This is a genomic window from Paenibacillus thiaminolyticus (genome assembly GCF_003591545.1).
In the GTDB taxonomy this organism is placed as follows: Bacteria; Bacillota; Bacilli; order Paenibacillales; family Paenibacillaceae; genus Paenibacillus_B; species Paenibacillus_B thiaminolyticus_A.
Genome location: NZ_QYZD01000019.1, coordinates 33,913 through 52,345 on the forward strand (window position 1 = coordinate 33,913; position 18,433 = coordinate 52,345).

An 18,433-nucleotide genomic window follows, 5' to 3' on the forward strand; every position below is an offset into this window, starting at 1 on the left:
GCAGCATCATCCCTTCATCGCAGAAGAGAGGGAGATGCCTTCGATGAAATATTTCTGCGCGAAGAAAAATACAATCAGGGCCGGCAGCATAATGAGCACGGTCGCGGCCATCAGCATATTCCACTCGACGTTATACAAGCCCTTGAACATGGATAAGCCTAGCGCCAATGTATATTTTTCCGTCGTATTCAAGTAAATCAACGGCCCCTGAAAGTCGTTCCATACTCCCATAAAGGTGAAAATGGAGACTGCGATCAGCGGCGGCTTGCACAGCGGCAGCATCACGCGCGTGAAGATCGTCCAACGATTGGCCCCATCCACAAAAGCAGCCTCATCCAAATCCCGCGGGATGCCGCGCATGAACTGGCGGATTAAGAAGATGTTGAAGGCCCCCCCGCCGAAAAAGGCCGGGATGATGAGCGGCAGGAAGGTATCGACCCAGCCCAGCTCTTTGAACAGGATGAACATCGGGATCATTGTTACTTGACCCGGCAGCATCATCGTCGTCAGCAGAATGAGGAAGAGAATCTTCTTCCCCTTGAACCGGAAGCGGGCGAATCCATAGGCGCATAACGCCGCGGAAAAGACCGTTCCGATCATGACGGGAACCAAAATGATTAGCGTGTTTGTCAAGAACAGGAAAAAGGGAATGGCGCTAACCGCGCTGGCATAATTGTCCCATTTCCATTGCTTCGGCAAAAACGAATCCATAAACACTTCGGCAGGCGTCTTCAAGGAAGTAGATATCGTCCAAAGAAGCGGCACCAGTACGATCGCCGCACCGACGATGAGCAGAACTAAGGATAGAAGACGTGAGATGTCGGTTTTGTGGCGTAAGGCTTGCATATTCTTATTCCCCTCCTTAATCCCGCTCGTCGTCGCCATGGTAGTACACCCACATGGAAGAGCTTCGGATAACAATCAATGTAAATATGAGAATGATGGCAAACAAGATCCACGATAAGGCGGAGGCGTATCCCATCTCATAGCTGACGAATGCTTTGTTATACAGATACAAGTTATAGAACAGCGTCGAGTTCAGCGGACCGCCGTTCGTCATCACGAAGGCCTGGGTAAAGTATTGGAACCCGCCGATGATGCCCATAATCAGGTTGAAGAAGATCGTCGGAGAAATCATCGGAATCGTGACGCTGGCGAACCGGCGGAGCCGCCCGGCCCCATCCAGCTCGGCCGCTTCATACAATTCCTCGGGCACCCCCTGCAAGCCGGACAAATAAATGATGATCGTATTACCGATTCCCCAGATGCCCATCACGATAAGGGCGCCAAGGGCATACTTCGGATCCTGCAGCCAGGCTGGTCCCTCGATGCCGAACCAGGCCAGCGCGCGGTTCAAGATCCCGTACTCAGGGTTGAAGATCATAATCCACATCATCGATACCGCCACCGCCGGAATGACCGATGGCATAAAAAAGATCAAGCGGAAAAACTTCATCCCGCGCGCTCTCATATTGAGCAGCATCGCAATCAGCAGCGACATGATCTGATATAACGGCACCGAGACGAGCGCAAAGATAAAGGTGACTTTTAAAGACTGATAGAACAGCTCATCCTGGAAGATCGCTTTGAAATTATCAAGCCCGACAAATTCAATCGATTGGATCCCGGTAATGATATCCCACTTGCTGAACGAGAGGACGAACGAAAATAACATCGGCCCCAGTGTAAACAGGAGCAAACCTAAAAACCAGGGAAGAATGAATAAATACCCTGCCTTCTCCGAGCGTAAATTGCGCATAGCGACCTCCTTGGCGATCAGAAATGGGCGCGCTGCCGGGAGTGGCCATTTCCGTTAATGAATAAGCGCAGTCTTTTTCATGAATGTTCGTTATCATTGCTTACTCACGAAAGGGAAGGTGAGGCATCGTTCTCCAAGCCCCACCTGCGTTGATTATTTGCTGATTTTACTGTCCACTTCCTTGGCGGCCTGATCTAGCGCATCCTTAACTGTCGCGTCGCCGAGTAAAATGCGTTCGACGGCTTTGTTGAACTGCTCCGTGAAGATAGGCGCGTTGGCTGATCGCATCGAGATTGGCTTTTTGGCGAAATCCATCATTTCAATGACTGGCTTATCCACCACTTCTGTTTTCTTCACTTCATCCAATTCCTTGACGGTCGCCGGAAGAACCTTGCCGCCTTCCGAGCGCGCCTTTTGCGCTTCCGTTCCGGACAGCCATTTCATCAGCTCATACGCTTCCTTCTTATGCTTGCCGTTGGCGTTCATCGCCCAGCCCGCCGCAGCAATGATGCTTGCTCGCTCCCCGTCAGGACCTGTCGGAATCAAGGCCGAGCCATACTGCACATCCGATTTGTCCAGATCGGACTTCACCCAGCGGCCGGTAATCATCATCGCCAGCTTGTCCGTCATGAACATAGAGGAGTCTCCGCCCATGGTCTCGGTATCCTGCGGCGTTGGCGACACGCGGTCATCGCCCTTGGATAGAGCGATATAGCTCTCCATCGCGGCAATCGTCTTGGCGCTGTTCATGTAGCCTTCCGCCTTCGTTCCATCCTCGTTGCCGATATCCGCCCCATGCAGCCACAGATAGATGTAAATCGGATATTCCCATTTCGTCGCATTGAAGCCGAATTCTTTGATTTTGCCTTTATCGTCTTTTTGCGTTAATTGCTTCGCGGTGTTGATCATGTCATCCCATGTCCAGTCGTTCGTCGGATAAGGGATGTTCGCTTCGTCGAACATACGCTTGTTGTACCAGAGCGCCAGCGGATTGAAATCCTTCGGCAAATAATAGAGCTTACCGTTGATGTTCCCCATACTCAACAAATCCGGCTGGAAGATATCCGTATTGAATGCGCTGTCAGCTTGAATGTACTCGTCCAGCGGCTCAACGACGCCTTTATCCACATATTTAAAGTAATCGCCTTCCCCGATCAGGAATACGTCCGGCGCTTGCCCCGAAGCCAGCGAGGTCGTTAGCTTGGTGGCATAGCCGTCACCCGGAACCGGCTCGAACGTAACCTTGATGTTCGGATGGGTGTTGTTGAATTCCTCGGCCAGCTTCGCTTCCACCGAATCGCTGTTCAGTTCGCCCCAGGTCGTGAACTTCAGCTCAACGACATCCGCGGCCTTGCCTCCGTCCGCTCCCTGGGTGGAGCTGCCCCCGCCTGACGAGCAGGCGCTTGCTAACAGGCTGACAATCAAAGTAAGTACGAGAGCTGCAGACCATTTTTTCATTTTCTGTGACCTCCCTAGTCATGACAAGGTATATATTGATGATGCAACCTTAGAAATGAAGTTCAAGCTGGTTCACGAAGCTCGTTGCTGTACCGCGGATGATCAGGGTCAATTCCTCATTCGCGTCGGTGGAGATCCGCAGCGCATCATGCGTAATGTCCACCTCCAGGCGCGCATTTTTCCAATACAGCGGGAAGGTTAAGCGCTCCCAATCCTGCGGCAGCTTCGGATTCAGATGCAGCTGGCCGTCCAACATCCGAATGCCGGCGAAGCCCATCACGACGCATTGCCATACCCCGCCCAGCGAAGCGGAATGGATGCCCGCATCGGAGGAATGCATATGGGTGCCCAGGTCAATCTCGGCCGCCTTGCGGAACAGCTCATAGGCAAGCTGGCTGTCATCGAAGTCGTTGGCCAGAATGCAGTGCGTGGAATACGACAGCGAAGAGTCGTGCAGCGTCTTCGGCTCATAATAATTGTAATTGGTACGCTTCAAATGTGCGGAAAATCTATTTTCCAGCAAGTAAAAGAGCATCATGATATCCGCTTGCTTCGAGACCTGAATCTCGTTGACCTGATCCAGATTGTAATCTTCGAACAGCGTCCCGACCTTCTGCTGCGCCTTATACTTCGTCAAATCGATCAATTGCTTCTGCAAATACGTATCGTCCTGCGGAATGACGCCGTCTTCGTTCGGCTGCGGCAAATAAATTCCCCCGATCTTATGCTTCCAGTCCGCATAGGCGCGTTCCAGATCGAGTTGCTCATTCAGACGCCGGAATAATTCAGGCTGCTCCCGCTGCAAAAGCTCGTAATATTGTATCGCCAGTTCCATATTGAAGTGGGCCATATAGTTCGTAAAAGCGTTGTTATCGACATGCTCCTTGTACTCATCCGGCCCGATCACTTCATTAATCTCGTAGCGGTCGAAGGCTTCATTCCACTCCAGACGGCTGGCCCAGAACTTCGCCGTATCCAAAATCATCTCGTAGCCGCAGCGATCCATGAAGTCCCGATCGCCGGTCGCCTGAACATAATGCCAGACGGCATATGCGATATCCGAGGTGATATGCTGCTCGATGAAGCCGGACCATATCTTCGTCTGCTTCCCGGTCACGATGTCCACGGCGCCCCATACTGGCGTCACCTCCCCGTCGGTTGGCCAAGCGGCCTCCCATGGATACATCGCGCCTTCGTAGCCGTTCTCCTTCGCTTTGCGCCGGGCGCCTTCCAGCCCTTGATATCGATATTCCAGCAGCTTGCGCGCCACGTCCGGACGGCTGTAAATGTAGAACGGCAAAATGAAGATCTCCGTGTCCCAGAACGAGTGCCCCTTATACCCTTCGCCGCTCAGCCCCTTCGCTCCGATTCCCATCCGGTTGTCATGAGCCGGAGTCATGACAACGAGATGATAGACGGCGAAGCGGAGCGCCAGCAGGTCGAAGTCATGCTTCGATTCAATCCGGAAGCGGTACTTGTTCCACACCTCCGCCCAGGCTTGCCGATGGCGCTCGAACAAGGCATCATACCCTGCGTCAAGCGCCAGCCGGATCTCTTCGCGGGCTTGCTCACGCATGACGGACAAATCATAGTCCATGGCATGCTCGGCATCTCTGCTCGTATGCACGCTCGCCAGCTTCTGCAGCTCGAAGGTCTGGCCGGCCTTGATACCGCATCCGTACTGCATCGCCATTTTGCGGCGTTCGATCTCCATCCTGGGCTCGATTGGGAGCGGCTGTCCATCCAGGCTGAAGCGGTGGGCGGCATGGATGACGAAGTCCACCTTGGATTCCGTCGTCGTCTGGCTCAGCTGCATCACCGTCTTATCGAAGATGCGTTTCTCCCCTTCATGGAAATGCTGGCTGCCCGAATTGCCAAGCTGGGCATCGATGCCGGATACGGCGCGGAACGAGATATCCGCATCAAGCGGCGTCACCTCCACCTTCATGCCGATAAGATGCAAATTATCGAGCGAGACGAAGCGGTAAAAGGCAAAGCGCACCCGCTTGCCTGCCCGGTTCTCCCAAACGAACGATCGGGTCAGTTCGGCGTCGCGCATATTCAGACTGCGGGCGTATTCCGCCGTCTTGCCTGTGTCGAGGCTAAAGCGCTCGCCATCGATATAAATGTCGAGCCGGGTGACATCCGCCGCATTCGGCAGCTCGGTCACCTCGAACTCGTCGAACCGGTTGAACGTTCCGTTGACGAACAGGTTGCGGGTCTGGCCGATGTATGCTTCCTCCGTCGCGGAACGAAGCCCCATATATCCATTCCCAAGCGACATAATCGATTCGCACTTGCCTTGAGCCAGCGGGTTGAATTCTGTCTCGGTGAAGCTCCATTGCGTCAAGTCCGGTCGCGATGTGTTGTCGTACGCAAGCATTGTCTTCTCTCCTCGTTGTAATCTCTATTTATCTCGTTGTCAAGCCGGAACCGAAATCGTTTTCGATAGCAGGTAAAAAAATCGAAATCGTTTTCGATTTCGTGGAAAATAATAAGGCTTGCAGAAAGCGCTTTCGGGTCGATTATAGCATCCTGACCGATTCTCTGTCAATTCGCTCAAATGAAATCGTGATATGCTTTCCTTGCTCCTTGTGTTCGATAATTTGCACGGCATGATCGAAGGCCGCCATCGCACTGCCTTTGAAATTTTGGCGTATCGTCGACAGCCGCGGTGTTGTATAGTCCGACAGCACAATATCATCGAAGCCGATTACGGACAGATCTTCCGGAATGCGGATGCCCAATTCGCGGCAGCGCTTCATGAATCCGATGGCCATCAAGTCGCTCGCGCAGAAAACCGCCGTCATCTCCGGGTTATCCTTCACGTAACTGCCGGCAATGTCGTAAGCGATACTCTCCGAATAATCCGCATGGACAACCAACGCCGGATCGTACGGAATTCCATTGGCCTCCAGCGCCAGGCCATATCCTTCGTGCCGCTGCTTGCTGACGACAGCGAAGTCGTGGCCGTTGATCATGCCGATCCGCCGGTGCCCGCAATCGATCAAATGCTGTACCGCATGCCGGGCCGCCTTCACGTTGTCCGTCATTATCGAGCCCGTATACTCTCCCACGATATCCGCATCGATGACGACACAAGGGAAGTTGCTGTCCACAATTTCGAGGAAATAGGGGTCCGTCGTCTTCAGACCGGTAATGATTGCGCCGGACAGCTTATGCTCCTTGCAAAATTGCCAATATGACTTGTCCTGCTGCTCCGATAGACTGCGCGTATAGATGACGACCTCATACTTATAGTTCATCGCCGCTTCGTAGATGCCGCTCATAATTTGAAAAATGACGCCATCCTTGCCGCTGGAGCGCTCGAAGTTGGAGAAGATCAGCGCAATCGATTTCGTTACCTTTTGCTTTAAATTTTTGGCCACCATATTCGGGGAATAGTTCAATTCCTCCACGGCCTTCATCACTTTCTTCTTCGTTTCCTCACTAACATCGGAATATCCGTTCAATGTCTTCGACACGACGGTCACCGATACGTTCGCATGCCTTGCCACATCTTTAATTGACACCACGTTATCACCCAGTCTCCTGTTCCTTCTTATTCCCGCCGACAAGCGGCATTCCTATCATATCGTAAAAAGGTATGCGCTGCCATTGAAAATCTCCAAGCTGCCTGATGATCAATTCAAAGATGTTCCGTTCGACTCAGGCTCAAGCAGCATCGTTTCCTTCACACGTTCAAGCTGTGCGGCATCAAGCCCGGTGATGCGGCTAATGAATGTCGTCTCCAGCCCTTCCCTCAGCATGTTTAGTGCCGTTTGATATATTCCTTGTTCAAAACCTTGCTCAATCCCCTGGTCAATCCCTTCCTGAAACCCGGCCGTACGCGCATCCTGCAAGAGGCTGGCGTGATCATGCGAGGCCTTTTCCCGCAAGGCATAGCGCCGGCGCGTCTCTGCGTCGCTAGCCAGGCGGGCTAGACGATCCTCGGCTTCCTTGAATACCTTATCCAACATCATCAACTCCTCCAATTGTTCGGCAGTGGCCTTCTGTTCCAAAAACCGCAGCCAGCGATGCAGCGGATCATGGAGGTCAAAGGGCAACTGCCGGAATTTCGGCATTCGATAAAATGGAGCTCCAATATATCTGTCAGCATATAATGGCGCTCGTCGTCTTCATATAAATGAAAGGTGCTGTGATATTTCTTCAGCGGAAGATAGTAGTGGTCGAGAATATTGATTCCAATAGAGCGCTGCATGCGGTCATAAGGTTCGCCATAGTGAAGCGACTCGGTCAGCAGAGTAAGCTAATAAGGAGTTTTTTACCTTCCTCCTCGCCAAAAAGGCGCTTGAACAAAAAATCATTTTTGGGGTTAAGTCTTTCCGTCTGCTGTATATTAGCGGCTCTCACCTGATTTCCTCCTCATTGTATCATATTTGAGTGCTCTTTCCATGCGAATCCAAACATGTAAAAAAGCACGCGCTATCCACAGCTCCTGGCTATAAGGAGATGCGGACAACGCGTGCTTCGCCGTTGTCGTTCATCTATGATGTTTAATTCAAAAGTCGGGATCTTAATCGGTTTATATTTCCAGTATATCACATATGAGGCGTTGAGGCGAATCCCAATAACACCGAAAGCATGTATAGACCTGTAAAATATATCCTTGTCGTTCGCCCAAGATCGACCGCATAATGGTAGGTAAACTCTCAAAATGTTGAACTACCTTAAAAGCGCTTCCAGGAAGGAGTTTCTCTCCCATGCGTATATGGCATGATTTCCACGTATTTGTCAAAATTCCGGGGGCTTGGCTGCTCGTGCTCACCCTCTTCTGGTACGGAATCGGAACCGGGATTCTCGCTCCGATGAACGCTGTTTATCTGCAGGAATCGGTGCAGTTAGGCAAGATCGAAATCGTCTCGATCTTCGCCATCTCGCTCTTCCTCAATATGGTGCTGACGATTACGGTCGGCATCGTGAGCGACCGCATCAAGCGGAAGAAGACGATTCCGATGATCGCGTCCCTGCTGTGCATCGGCGGCCTGCTCATCTATATGAATGCGGACGGCTATGCCACGGCCCTCACCGGGATGGCGCTCGCTACCGCGCCTTCGGGCATGATTATGGGCCAATTGTTCGCTATGGCGCGCAATCACTTCACGCGCCTTGCGCCCGACGTCGTGGAGATTGCACAGATCTGGCTGCGCGCCACGTACAGCGTCGGCTTCTTCACCGGCCTGCTGCTTGGCGCCAATCTGTATCTGGCCGCTACGTTCCAGGGCGTCCTGTGGGGCAATCTGGCCGGCTATGCCGCCCTATTCCTGCTGCTGCTGTTCTACCGCGAGATTACAGCCTCGCCGCTGACGGCGAAGCAGTCCAGCACGGGGGAGCCATTCTCGCTCATCATGCTGTTCGCCATCCTGCTGCTCTCCTGCGCGGACGCGATCCGGGGCTTGTATCTCCCGCTCGTCGTGCACGAGCTGTTCGGCGATCCCCGGCTCATGTCCTACATCTGGAGCACGCAGGCCGTCTTCGAGCTGCTATTCATGACGATGGCCGGCTACTGGGCGGCCAAATACGGCAGCAAGCGGATTCTGCTGCTCGGCAGCGCATTCGCGCTGATGACGTATTTGACGTACAGCATGAGCGGATCGCTGCCTGTCTTTTTCCTGGTGCAGCCGCTCTATTCCTTCTTCGTCTCGGTGCTGTACGGCGTCGGAATGGGCTATGTGCAGCGCATGTTCATCCATCGGGCGGGCTTCGGCGCCAGTCTCTATGTGTTCATCTCGCAGACCGCTTCCTTGATCGGATATTTCCTGCCGCTCCTGATCGAAGGAGTGTCGCCAACGATTTTCTGGATTCCGTCGCTGCTCATCGCCGCCTCAATGGGGCTGATGATCAAGGTGCTGTATACGGATCGCGGAGTAGGCCGGCGGAATTTTACAGTATGAGGCATGGATAAGGGCGGAGGGCAAAATCGAATGTGCGTTGGTTCGAGGCTGGGTGGAATCCCCGCAATGCAGCCGGGACACCCGGCCGCGACGCCTGCCGGACGTGGCTGTCAGTTACCCCCGGCATGTTTTCGTCAAAAACCGCTGCAGGACGATAGCCTGATTATACTGCTCGTCTTTGGCGGCATACAGCAGCGTCACATCGCTCTCCTCAGCCCAGGAGATCAATTGCCGGATATCGTCCTGCATCGCTGCCCTCGTCAATTCGGCTTCATACCGGCGCTGGAATTCCGGGAATTTCGCAGGAATATGGTTGAACCATTTGCGCAGCTCAGTGCTAGGAGCAATGTCTTTCATCCACGCCGTCAGATGCGCGTTTTCTTTCGACATTCCTCGGGGCCAGATCCGATCCACCAGTACGCGGATGCCATCGCGGCTGTCTGCCTGCTCATAGATCCGTTTGATTTTGAATGTATGCATAACCAACTTCCTCCCTGTCCGAACCTAAGCGGGCTGACCTTATAATCCGGTCCGAATACTTGTTGCCAGCTTCGTTATCAAACTAATAAAAGGGCTGAAAAATGAGGAGGGGCAAGACGGAACAGCGGCGAATGGCAGAGGCGGGGACAACAGGGAGATGCGACGAATGTGGGGTGTGGAGACGGCCGCGGGACGAGCCGCGGAAGAGGGGGAGGCTGCGAATCCTGCATATGTGCAGGAATTTACACGATTTCAGCAGCGATCTGATGCCATTGCTGCAAAAACGCATCATTCTCACTGATTTTTGCTTTGAATCCATTGGTATAGCTGAAATTCCTGCGGTATTGCAGGAATTCCTTCCACGGAGGAAACTTCACAAGGGAAAACTGTAATTTCGCAGTTTTTTTGGCAGGTCGAGTTGTGAGAAGCAAGTGGGGTTGTCTCCGTGTAGCTAAAAAACTACTTATCGGACAACCCCTACATGCTTGGAACTCGCTGCTCATCACTTGAACGGCATACCGATATGTTCGCGTCTGGCGAAATCGACAAATCTGAATTTATCGGGCCGATGCCGCGACTCGGTATACTGTAACAAGGCGGCATCATTCAAATAGACATGATTCCTGACGACAACGACATACGTATGTTCACCTAAATCCATGTATTCGCGATCGGCCTCGGTCGCTTGCTCCACCGTGATTTCTTTTTTGGCGAAGCTGATGACAAGTCCCAGTTGCGACTCGAAATACGCGTAAAGCGAGTGCTCCACAATATCCTTCGTAATCGTGGGGACAAATTCTTTATTGACGTAATCGATATCTAAAATAATTCGCTCGCCGGCGATTTCTCTCGATCGGACAATTTTCCATACTTCCACTTTATTGCTGATTTTAAGCTCCTTCTGAATAAAGCTATCCGGCCTGGCAAGGACCAGTTCATGGACAATCGTACGCCATTCCTTCCTTGAACGGTTAGCGATTTCCTTGAAGCTGACCAACCCCGAGATTGGAAAATTGAATTTCTCGATATCCAGGACGACAGAGCCTTTTCCTCTTACCTTGTGGATATAGCCGTTCTGCGACAATTGGTTCAACGCCTTGCGAATCGTCTCGCGAGAAGCATCGTACATCTTGGCTAATTCATGCTCCGAAGGCAGCAAACTATTGGATTTTATTTCGCCGGACTGAATTTTTGTGGCGAGATCATGATAAATCCCGGAAAATTTATTGTTTCTCATTCCATTCTCACCATTTCTCCAATAGCATAGTCAACATTATAAGCATATATCCTTTTATTCCATTAAGCAACGGATGACGCTTGGGAGAGCGGTTGCCGTCCTGTCTAAGCCGAAGCTTGCTTCGGGTTGGCCTTACTCCCCTCTCCAATAATAAACGATGGATTCGTAAGACCGCAGTTGAAGAGCCCGGAAATCTTCCGGTGAGTCGGCATAATTGGATAGTAAAATGCCGCCTTTCCCGTACTTAGGTGACATTCCAATCTCGTCGGCTGTGAGCGTAACCGGTTCGCGGTAAAAGTTGTTGACGACGAGAATCGTCTCATTTTGCCACTGTCGCGCATAAGCGAATACCTGTTCATGCTCCGCAAGCAGCAGCCGATAATCTCCATAGGTGATAATGTCATATTGTTTGCGCAGTTGTATTAGTTTTTGATAATGATAAAAAATCGATTCCCGATCTTGTAACGCAGCCTCCACGTTAATCTCCGGATAATTCGGAGCCGCTTGAATCCAAGGCGTGCCGTTCGTGAATCCCCCGTGGGCGCTGCGATTCCATTGCATCGGCGTTCTCGAATTATCCCGTGATTTCTGCTTTAATATGTCCATAATCATGTCATGGCTTTTTCCCTGTTCGCGCAGCATGTTATACATATTTAGCGATTCGACATCACGATAATCCGCAAGATGATTGAATTCCGGATTCGTCATCCCGATTTCTTCGCCCTGGTATATAAAAGGCGTCCCTTGCATCATATGAATCGTTGTTCCCAGCATTTTCGCGGCTTCCACCCGATGCTTGCCGCTGTCGCCGAATCGCGATACAATGCGCGGCTGATCATGATTACACCAGAACAACGCATTCCAGCCTCCGCCATCATGCATGCGAAGTTGCCATTCCGACAAGATTTGCTTCAATTTGATAAAATCAAAATCGGCTTTCGCCCATTTCTCGCCACCCGGATAATCGACCTTGAGATGGTGAAAGTTAAAGGTCATATTTAATTCCTGCCGCTCGGGATTCGTATACTTGATGCATTCCTCGATCGAGGTGGAAGACATCTCCCCAACCGTCATCGTGTCGTGCCGGGCAAATACTTCCCGGTTCATTTCATGTAAATACTCATGAATGCGAGGTCCATCCGTATAAAATTTGCGGCCGTCCGCCTGCGCATGCTCGCCGCTGTCATTCGGAAAATTCTGATCTTTCGAAAGCAGATTAACGACATCCAAACGGAAGCCGTCGACTCCTTTGGCGAGCCAAAAATTCATCATTTGATACACTTCCTGACGCACGTCCGTGTTTTCCCAGTTGAGATCCGCCTGAGTGACGTCAAAAAGATGCAAATAATACTGCTTCGTCTTGTCATCGTATTTCCACGCGCTTCCACCGAATTTCGACTGCCAATTGTTCGGCGGTTCCTGCCCGTTAGTCGGTTCTCTCCATATATAGTAATCCCGGTATGGATTATCGAGGGAGGAGCCTGACTGTTGAAACCACGAATGCTCCGTCGAGGTATGGTTCACTACAATGTCCATGATCACCTTAATTCCCCTGCGGTGAGCTTCGTCTAATAGCTTGTCGAAGTCCTCCATCGTTCCATATTGCGGGTTAATCGCGTAATAATCGCTGATATCATAGCCATTATCTTTTTCAGGCGACGCATAAATCGGGGTTAACCAGATCACATCCACGCCCAACTCGTGAAGATAATCCAATTTGGCGATAATCCCGTTAATATCTCCAAGACCGTTGCCTGTCGTATCCAGAAAACTTTTCGGATAGATTTGATAGACGGCCGCTCTTTTCCACCAAGGTTCTTGCATCGTTACACTCCTCTACTGTAAATCCGCTCCAATGCCTGCATGAATGCCCGCGCACACGCCCATTCTTGCCTGACTCTTACTTTCCGGTTCCTTTTACTTTGGCAAACAGAAGGGTCAGCACAAACGGGACGGCAACGGCGATGCCCATAGCTATAAAATAAATGCCCCAATAGTCAGTGAAGATAGACAAAAATGCCGGAATGCCGCCAATTCCGATCGAAGAAGCCGTGATATGCTTCCAGGCGACCAGCATGCCCGCACAAGCCGCGCCGATCATAGCGCTGATAAAAGGAAACTTAAAGCGTATATTCACGCCGAACATCGCAGGTTCCGTCACGCCCAGGAAGGCGGAAATGCCCGAGGTGAGCGCCGTCCCTCGCAATTTGTCGTCTTTGCTGGCGAACATCATCGCAAGCGCCGCCGCTCCTTGCGCGATATTGGACATGACAATCACCGGCCACAGGTAGGTTGTGCCGATACTCGAAATCAACTGCAAATCAAGCGCCAGGAACGTATGGTGCATCCCCGTCATGACAAGCAATGCGCCGATTCCGGCATAGATAAACCCTGCCAGCCAGCCGAAGTGATGGAACATCGCGACGACGGCATCGCTAATGGCGTTGCCGATCTGAAACGTAACCGGCCCGATAACCGCAAATGTAATAAATCCGGTAACGAGCAGCGCAATGGGCGCCACCAGCAGCAATTGAATCGAATCAGGAATGCGTTTTCGTAACAAGAGTTCAATTCGGGCAAGCAAATAGGATGAGAGCAAGACAGGAATGACTTGACCCTGATAACCGATTTTATTGATAGACAATCCAAACAGATCCCAGCGAGGAATGTCTCCGCTGCTTAACGCATCGCTGGCAGGGGCGAGACTCGGGTGAATGAGCATCAACCCCAGCACAATCCCGAGCAGCGGGCTTCCGCCGAAGCGCTTCACTGCAGACCATCCAATCAGTCCCGGCAAAAAGGTAAATGCCGTGCTTGCAATCAAGCTGACAATGTCGGCGAATCCTTCCCAGGCCGGATAAACTTCAATCAACGACTTTTCCGCGTAAAAAATACCCGGTCCCACCAGCAAATTATTGAGTCCAAGCAGCAAACCGGATGTGACAATGGCGGGAAGGAGCGGAATAAAAATATCTCCCAGCACCTTTACGAATCGTTGCAGCGGATTTATTTTTCTCGCTTCGCCGGCTTGGGCTGTCCCCTGTGCCGGAGCGGGTGCGGAAGTCCCGGCCATTCCTGCGATGTGCACCAATTCCTTATGCACTTTATCCACGATTCCCTGGCCAATGACAACTTGGAACTGACCATTCGTGGAAAAGCTGCCTTTCACTAAGTCATTCCGGTCGAGCGCTTCTTTATTGACTTTCCCCTCATCCTTCAAGGAAAATCGCAGTCTGGTAATACAGTGTATAACATCTGAAATATTGTCCGAGCCTCCAACAGCCTCAATAATCTGTTCCACGGACTTTCTCTTTATTGCCATCGCTAGCTCCTCCAAAACTCTATGATGCGGTATATATATTGCTGCAAAAATATCCAACTGTCCAATTTGGAGCATCGTTTTTTCATCGTTATCGCTTCCGCGATCTTACGTGAATCATTTCACTTCCCTTGCCTCACTCTGTCTTCCATTTTTCACTCACATCATCTCATCTATCCCCCTAGTAACGCTTACAATCTCTTCTCTCAGCAAAACTTGTATATACAAATTACAGGGAAATGATATCATGTATATACATGTTGGTCAACCGCTGAATCGGAGTCTGCCTTCAAAAAAAGCTTCCGCTATGGGTAGCTGGAAGCTGGTCGTCTATCGCCGGTCATCCTTCCCGAACCGCGTTCCGGTACTGGATCGGGGTCAGGCCTGCGCTATTTTTGAATTTTCGAAGAAACTTCGTAACGGTTAGGCAACGATGGACACGTTTTGCAATAACGCTGTAGTGACGCGGCTTTGCGAGATAGGAGGCATATATGAAAAAGCATTTATACGTAGTTATTGGATCAGTGCGGGAAATGATCTCGGATTTTATCACAAAAGAGCCGTGAGATTCTTTTAACGGCTCGTTTTTCGTGCGTTAGTTATAAAACTATCTTTTTAAGACATTTAAAGCCGCTCTTAATTTTCTGGCAAAAGCAACAGGGTTCTCGATTGTTTCAAGATGCAGGTACATTAAGCGTGGCTTGTCAAATAACCAGTGGTTGTGTATAGCGGTGATTTTGAAGCCCCTTTGCGAGCGGCATTGATAAAGCGCTGGACTTCCGATTGGAGCAGTGTAATTTCCCCGGTATTAAGCGTTGTTCCATTTTTCAGCGATTGAATCGTGATTTCATGCTCCGTCTCATATCTTCTCCCAAGGATTCTTGCATTTAATTTTCGCTCGACCATAATGGTACAACTCTTCCCATCGGACATTCCCTTTCCACCTAGGATCTTTGCAAGGCGGTTACAAAGCGACTCGGAAATTTTCATGTTGGGGTCTCCTTTCTCGTAGATGATACATAATTTGAAAGATTGAAAAGAGATGAAACAAGCATTGTCCTTTAATTATAAAAATGTGTATTGTGACGTCCTGAGCGGTCATTTGTTTTCTCAGTATGTCAGTTTGCTTTTCCATGGACCAAAAAAGGAGCCCTGCACGTCTACCTGCAATAATTTCTTCGTCGGCTTTTTTTGCGATTTGAAGCCATGGGTGTGCGCAGTATCATTGACGCCTCCGGCGACAGGCGCATAAGTCCGCCTGTGGAAAAAAATTAATTGTTGTGTTCCTCCTTCAAGGTTACTATAATGGTAGTAACTTTTTTAATCCTGTAGATTGGAGTTGTTTCCTTTGAATTTCCGGGTATACATGTTGGCGGTCGCCGCCTTCGTCGTCGGTACGGTGGAGCTGATTATCGGAGGGCTGCTTGACCAGATCGCAACCGACCTGGGCATTACGGTCAGTGCCGCAGGCCAGTTAATCACGATCTTCTCCGTCGCCTTCGCCGTATCCGCGCCGATATTGATGAACGTGACCGCGCGGTTCGAACGGAAGAAGCTGTACTTAATCTTTTTGCTCGTCTTTCTGCTGTCTAATCTGATCGTCGCGTTCAGTTCCGATTACGGGGCGTTGATGGCCGCGCGGGCGCTGTCCGCCGCCAGCGGATCGCTCATTATCGTCCTCTCGGTCACAATCGCGTCGAAGCTGGTGAAGCCCGAGTATAAGGGCCGGGCGATCGGAATTATCTATATGGGCGTCAGCGGCTCGCTCGTGCTGGGCGTCCCGATCGGCATGGTTATCGGTCATGCTTACGGCTGGAGAGCGCCGTTCCTGTTCGTCGCGCTGCTCACGGTCGTCGCCATGATTGCGATTTTCTTCTCGCTGCAGCCTGTCGCGCCGTCGCCGGCGGCGCCGCTTCGCGCCCAGTTCGCCTCGCTGAAGAACGCCAAGCTGGTAAGCGGGCATCTGCTGGCCTATTTCATGCTGACCGGCCATCTGACCTTGTATGCGTACTTGACGCCATACCTCCAGGCAACCTATCAATTGAGTCCGGAGATGACGAGCGTCGCCTACTTCCTGTTCGGCATCGCCGCCGTCGCCGGCGGGGGAATCGGGGGCTGGATCGCGGACAAATGGGGCACGAAGCGCTCCATCCTGACCGTCGTAGCCAGCTTCGCCTGCATCATGTTCATCCTGCCCTTCGCGGCCCATCTGCCGTTCTACCTGTTCATGGCCGTGGTCATGATGTGGAGCGCGCTGAGCTGGGCGCTGACTCCGGGGCAGCAGAGCTACCTGATGCAGTGCGCGCCCGATACCGCAGACATCCAGCTGAGCCTCAGCTCCTCGGTGCTGCATATGGGCATCGCGACCGGCTCGGTCGTCGGCGGGATTGTGATCGAGAAGAGCGCCGTCACCTACAACGCCTGGGTCGGCTGCTCCATCGTTCTGATAGCGCTGGCCGTGGCCGTCTATTCTTTGACCCGCCCGTTCCGCGGCAAGGCGGCGGCCGCTCATCAAGCAAGCGCCGGCGCTTCCGTGCCATTAGCTGAATCGTAATCAGAAGCCGCCCCGGGGCAGTAAGCCTCGGGGCGGTGTTGTGTTTAGGGGGCATATTCACCTGCAGAACAATGAAACCATATTGCTCTCTATAAATCATATATGATATGATATATGAAAACGATTACGAATAGAACTGAGGAGAAGCACATGGTCAATGCAATGATTAAGCTATGCGGCATGCAACAGTGGGCGGAGGCATTGGTATATCCGGAGAATAATACGGTCGAACAAAATGGTAAGCGCATTCACTCCTCCAAGCTGGCGTTGGATACTCCCGTAACTGGCATGATTTACGGAACGCTGCTCAATTACAAGGGAGTGCTTGAAGCACTGGGGAATGCGGTGAATGAATCGCCTTATAACGCGCCCCCTATCGGCCCGGTCCTGTATATAAAGCCCGCGAACACAAACATCGGGTACGGCTCGGCCATTCCTCTTCCCGCAGATGCCGAACAGGTAGCCATCGGCGCCGCGTTAGGCGTCGTCATCGGCCGCACCGCAACCCGGGTAAGCGAATCCGAAGCGCTTGATTATGTGGCAGGCTACACGATCGTGAATGATGTCCAGATCCCGCATCAGCATCTGTTCCGGCCCGCTATCCGCCACCTGTCGCGAGATGGCTTCTGCCCCGCAGGTCCTTGGGTAATGAAGCCGGAAGCGATCGGCGACCCGCATAATCTGAAGATCCGCGTATATGTGAATGGAGTACTGAAGCAAGAACATAGGACGGCCCATCTGATTCGCCATATCCCCCGCTTGCTTGCGGAGGTTACGGATTTTATGACGTTGAACGCAGGGGATATGCTGCATGTCGGCATTCCCGAGAACCCGCCGCTCGCTGCAGCGGGAGATGATGTTCGGATTGCAATCGATGGAATCGGCTGCCTGGACAATCCCGTTGTGCCTGAGCAGGGGAGAGCCGAAGGAGGAGAAGCGATATGAGACATGCGCGCGTCGCTTATTCAGGATCGATTCATCACGCGATAGACATGGACGGACGGCTGAAGCTTGATGACGGACGAGAAGTTAGCAAGTCTGACGTCGTATGGCTTCCACCGCTGCAGCCCCGTACGATATTCGCGCTCGGCTTGAATTATGCGGATCATGCCAGAGAACTCTCCTTTGCCGCTCCGGCTGAACCGCTTGTGTTCCTGAAGGGACCCAACACATTAATCGGTCATCGCGGGCATACTCGCCGTCCCGCTGACGCCGCTTATATGCACTATGAGTGCGAACTTGCCGTCGTGATCGGCCGCACTGCACGCGCCGTGAAGCAAGAAGAAGCCTACGATTATGTAGCTGGATATACGGTAGCCAATGATTATGCCATCCGCGATTATCTGGAGAACTATTATCGGCCGAATCTGAGGGTTAAGAACCGGGATACATGCACCCCAATCGGCCCTTGGCTCGTTGATGCAGGCGATGTGCCCGATCCGATGAATTTGACTCTTCGCACCTACGTGAACGGCACCTTGACCCAAGAAGGCTCTACCGCCGACATGATCTTCAGAATTCCTGCACTTATCGAATATTTGAGCAGCTTCATGACGCTGAAGCAAGGCGATATCATCCTGACCGGCACCCCCGAGGGCTTGGTCAACACCGAGATTGGGGATGAAGTGGTGACCGAGATCGAAGGCATTGGCCGGCTAGTGAATACGATAGCAGGCGATGATGTTTTTCATATACGGGCCTGATCCCGATG

The 18,433-nt window shown here is 51.8% G+C and carries 14 protein-coding genes and 2 pseudogenes; 4 read left to right on the forward strand and 12 right to left on the reverse strand.

Annotated features, from left to right (window positions below; all coding sequences use genetic code 11):
- Nucleotides 1–6 precede the first annotated feature (6 nt).
- From DQX05_RS19235 to DQX05_RS33245, 7 genes and pseudogenes are all read right to left on the reverse strand, one after another.
- Nucleotides 7–846 (reverse strand): carbohydrate ABC transporter permease, encoded by an 840-nt coding sequence (locus DQX05_RS19235; protein WP_119795165.1) that lies wholly within the window; start codon nt 844–846, stop codon nt 7–9.
- A 16-nt stretch (nt 847–862) separates the two neighbouring features.
- Nucleotides 863–1,759, reverse strand: coding sequence for a carbohydrate ABC transporter permease (locus DQX05_RS19240; RefSeq protein WP_119795104.1), 897 nt, complete (start codon nt 1,757–1,759; stop codon nt 863–865).
- 153 nt (nt 1,760–1,912) lie between these two features.
- The gene (locus DQX05_RS19245) at nt 1,913–3,217 is read right to left on the reverse strand and encodes an ABC transporter substrate-binding protein (protein ID WP_119795105.1); all 1,305 of its coding nucleotides are present in this window, start codon (nt 3,215–3,217) and stop codon (nt 1,913–1,915) included.
- Between the two features lie 49 nt (nt 3,218–3,266).
- Complete coding sequence (locus tag DQX05_RS19250; protein ID WP_119795106.1) at nt 3,267–5,600, reverse strand: glycoside hydrolase family 65 protein; 2,334 nt, start codon at nt 5,598–5,600, stop codon at nt 3,267–3,269.
- A gap of 142 nt (nt 5,601–5,742) precedes the next feature.
- Nucleotides 5,743–6,753, reverse strand: coding sequence for a LacI family DNA-binding transcriptional regulator (locus DQX05_RS19255; RefSeq protein WP_119795107.1), 1,011 nt, complete (start codon nt 6,751–6,753; stop codon nt 5,743–5,745).
- Nucleotides 6,754–6,861: 108 nt separating this feature from the next.
- Nucleotides 6,862–7,439, reverse strand: a pseudogene (locus DQX05_RS19260) (Rpn family recombination-promoting nuclease/putative transposase).
- 35 nt (nt 7,440–7,474) lie between these two features.
- The gene (locus DQX05_RS33245) at nt 7,475–7,591 is read right to left on the reverse strand and encodes a PD-(D/E)XK nuclease family transposase (RefSeq protein ID WP_119795110.1); all 117 of its coding nucleotides are present in this window, start codon (nt 7,589–7,591) and stop codon (nt 7,475–7,477) included.
- A gap of 350 nt (nt 7,592–7,941) precedes the next feature.
- Between DQX05_RS33245 and DQX05_RS19275 the strand changes: the two genes are divergently transcribed.
- Nucleotides 7,942–9,132, forward strand: coding sequence for an MFS transporter (locus DQX05_RS19275; RefSeq protein WP_119795111.1), 1,191 nt, complete (start codon nt 7,942–7,944; stop codon nt 9,130–9,132).
- 114 nt (nt 9,133–9,246) lie between these two features.
- On the opposite strand, the gene DQX05_RS19280 is transcribed toward DQX05_RS19275, so the two are convergent.
- The 5 genes and pseudogenes from DQX05_RS19280 to DQX05_RS19305 all read right to left on the reverse strand — a co-directional run bounded on the left by DQX05_RS19280 (nt 9,247) and on the right by DQX05_RS19305 (nt 15,158).
- The gene (locus DQX05_RS19280; RefSeq protein ID WP_119795112.1) at nt 9,247–9,612 is read right to left on the reverse strand and encodes a DUF488 domain-containing protein; all 366 of its coding nucleotides are present in this window, start codon (nt 9,610–9,612) and stop codon (nt 9,247–9,249) included.
- Nucleotides 9,613–10,114: 502 nt separating this feature from the next.
- Nucleotides 10,115–10,849, reverse strand: a complete 735-nt coding sequence (gene treR / locus DQX05_RS19290; protein WP_119795114.1) for a trehalose operon repressor — start codon at nt 10,847–10,849, stop codon at nt 10,115–10,117.
- Between the two features lie 132 nt (nt 10,850–10,981).
- Nucleotides 10,982–12,673, reverse strand: a complete 1,692-nt coding sequence (gene treC / locus DQX05_RS19295; protein ID WP_119795115.1) for an alpha,alpha-phosphotrehalase — start codon at nt 12,671–12,673, stop codon at nt 10,982–10,984.
- Between the two features lie 76 nt (nt 12,674–12,749).
- Nucleotides 12,750–14,171, reverse strand: a complete 1,422-nt coding sequence (treP, locus tag DQX05_RS19300) for a PTS system trehalose-specific EIIBC component (protein ID WP_119795116.1) — start codon at nt 14,169–14,171, stop codon at nt 12,750–12,752.
- Nucleotides 14,172–14,775: 604 nt separating this feature from the next.
- Nucleotides 14,776–15,158 (reverse strand): annotated as a pseudogene (locus tag DQX05_RS19305) (DUF1259 domain-containing protein).
- A gap of 376 nt (nt 15,159–15,534) precedes the next feature.
- Between DQX05_RS19305 and DQX05_RS19310 the strand changes: the two are divergent.
- From DQX05_RS19310 to DQX05_RS19320, 3 genes are all read left to right on the forward strand, one after another.
- Nucleotides 15,535–16,722, forward strand: coding sequence for an MFS transporter (locus tag DQX05_RS19310; protein ID WP_119795166.1), 1,188 nt, complete (start codon nt 15,535–15,537; stop codon nt 16,720–16,722).
- 150 nt (nt 16,723–16,872) lie between these two features.
- Nucleotides 16,873–17,667 carry a fumarylacetoacetate hydrolase family protein gene (locus DQX05_RS19315; protein WP_119795117.1) on the forward strand — a complete coding sequence of 265 codons (795 nt, stop codon included), beginning with the start codon at nt 16,873–16,875 and terminating at the stop codon, nt 17,665–17,667.
- On the forward strand, nt 17,664–18,425 hold the full coding sequence (locus DQX05_RS19320; RefSeq protein ID WP_119795118.1) for a fumarylacetoacetate hydrolase family protein: 762 nt from the start codon (nt 17,664–17,666) through the stop codon (nt 18,423–18,425). Before DQX05_RS19315 ends, DQX05_RS19320 begins: the two co-directional genes overlap by 4 nt.
- The last annotated feature ends 8 nt before the right edge of the window (nt 18,426–18,433 follow it).

Excerpts from the sequence above, each read along its gene's own strand:
- DQX05_RS19235 (WP_119795165.1), bottom strand. The coding sequence starts at position 846 with ATGCAAGCCTTACGCCACAAAACCGACATCTCACGTCTTCTATCCTTA.
- DQX05_RS19240 (WP_119795104.1), bottom strand. The coding sequence starts at position 1,759 with ATGCGCAATTTACGCTCGGAGAAGGCAGGGTATTTATTCATTCTTCCC.
- DQX05_RS19245 (WP_119795105.1), bottom strand. The coding sequence starts at position 3,217 with ATGAAAAAATGGTCTGCAGCTCTCGTACTTACTTTGATTGTCAGCCTG.
- DQX05_RS19250 (WP_119795106.1), bottom strand. The coding sequence starts at position 5,600 with ATGCTTGCGTACGACAACACATCGCGACCGGACTTGACGCAATGGAGC.
- DQX05_RS19275 (WP_119795111.1), top strand. The coding sequence starts at position 7,942 with ATGCGTATATGGCATGATTTCCACGTATTTGTCAAAATTCCGGGGGCT.
- DQX05_RS19280 (WP_119795112.1), bottom strand. The coding sequence starts at position 9,612 with ATGCATACATTCAAAATCAAACGGATCTATGAGCAGGCAGACAGCCGC.
- treR (WP_119795114.1), bottom strand. The coding sequence starts at position 10,849 with ATGAGAAACAATAAATTTTCCGGGATTTATCATGATCTCGCCACAAAA.
- treC (WP_119795115.1), bottom strand. The coding sequence starts at position 12,673 with ATGCAAGAACCTTGGTGGAAAAGAGCGGCCGTCTATCAAATCTATCCG.
- treP (WP_119795116.1), bottom strand. The coding sequence starts at position 14,171 with ATGGCAATAAAGAGAAAGTCCGTGGAACAGATTATTGAGGCTGTTGGA.
- DQX05_RS19310 (WP_119795166.1), top strand. The coding sequence starts at position 15,535 with ATGTTGGCGGTCGCCGCCTTCGTCGTCGGTACGGTGGAGCTGATTATC.
- DQX05_RS19315 (WP_119795117.1), top strand. The coding sequence starts at position 16,873 with ATGGTCAATGCAATGATTAAGCTATGCGGCATGCAACAGTGGGCGGAG.
- DQX05_RS19320 (WP_119795118.1), top strand. The coding sequence starts at position 17,664 with ATGAGACATGCGCGCGTCGCTTATTCAGGATCGATTCATCACGCGATA.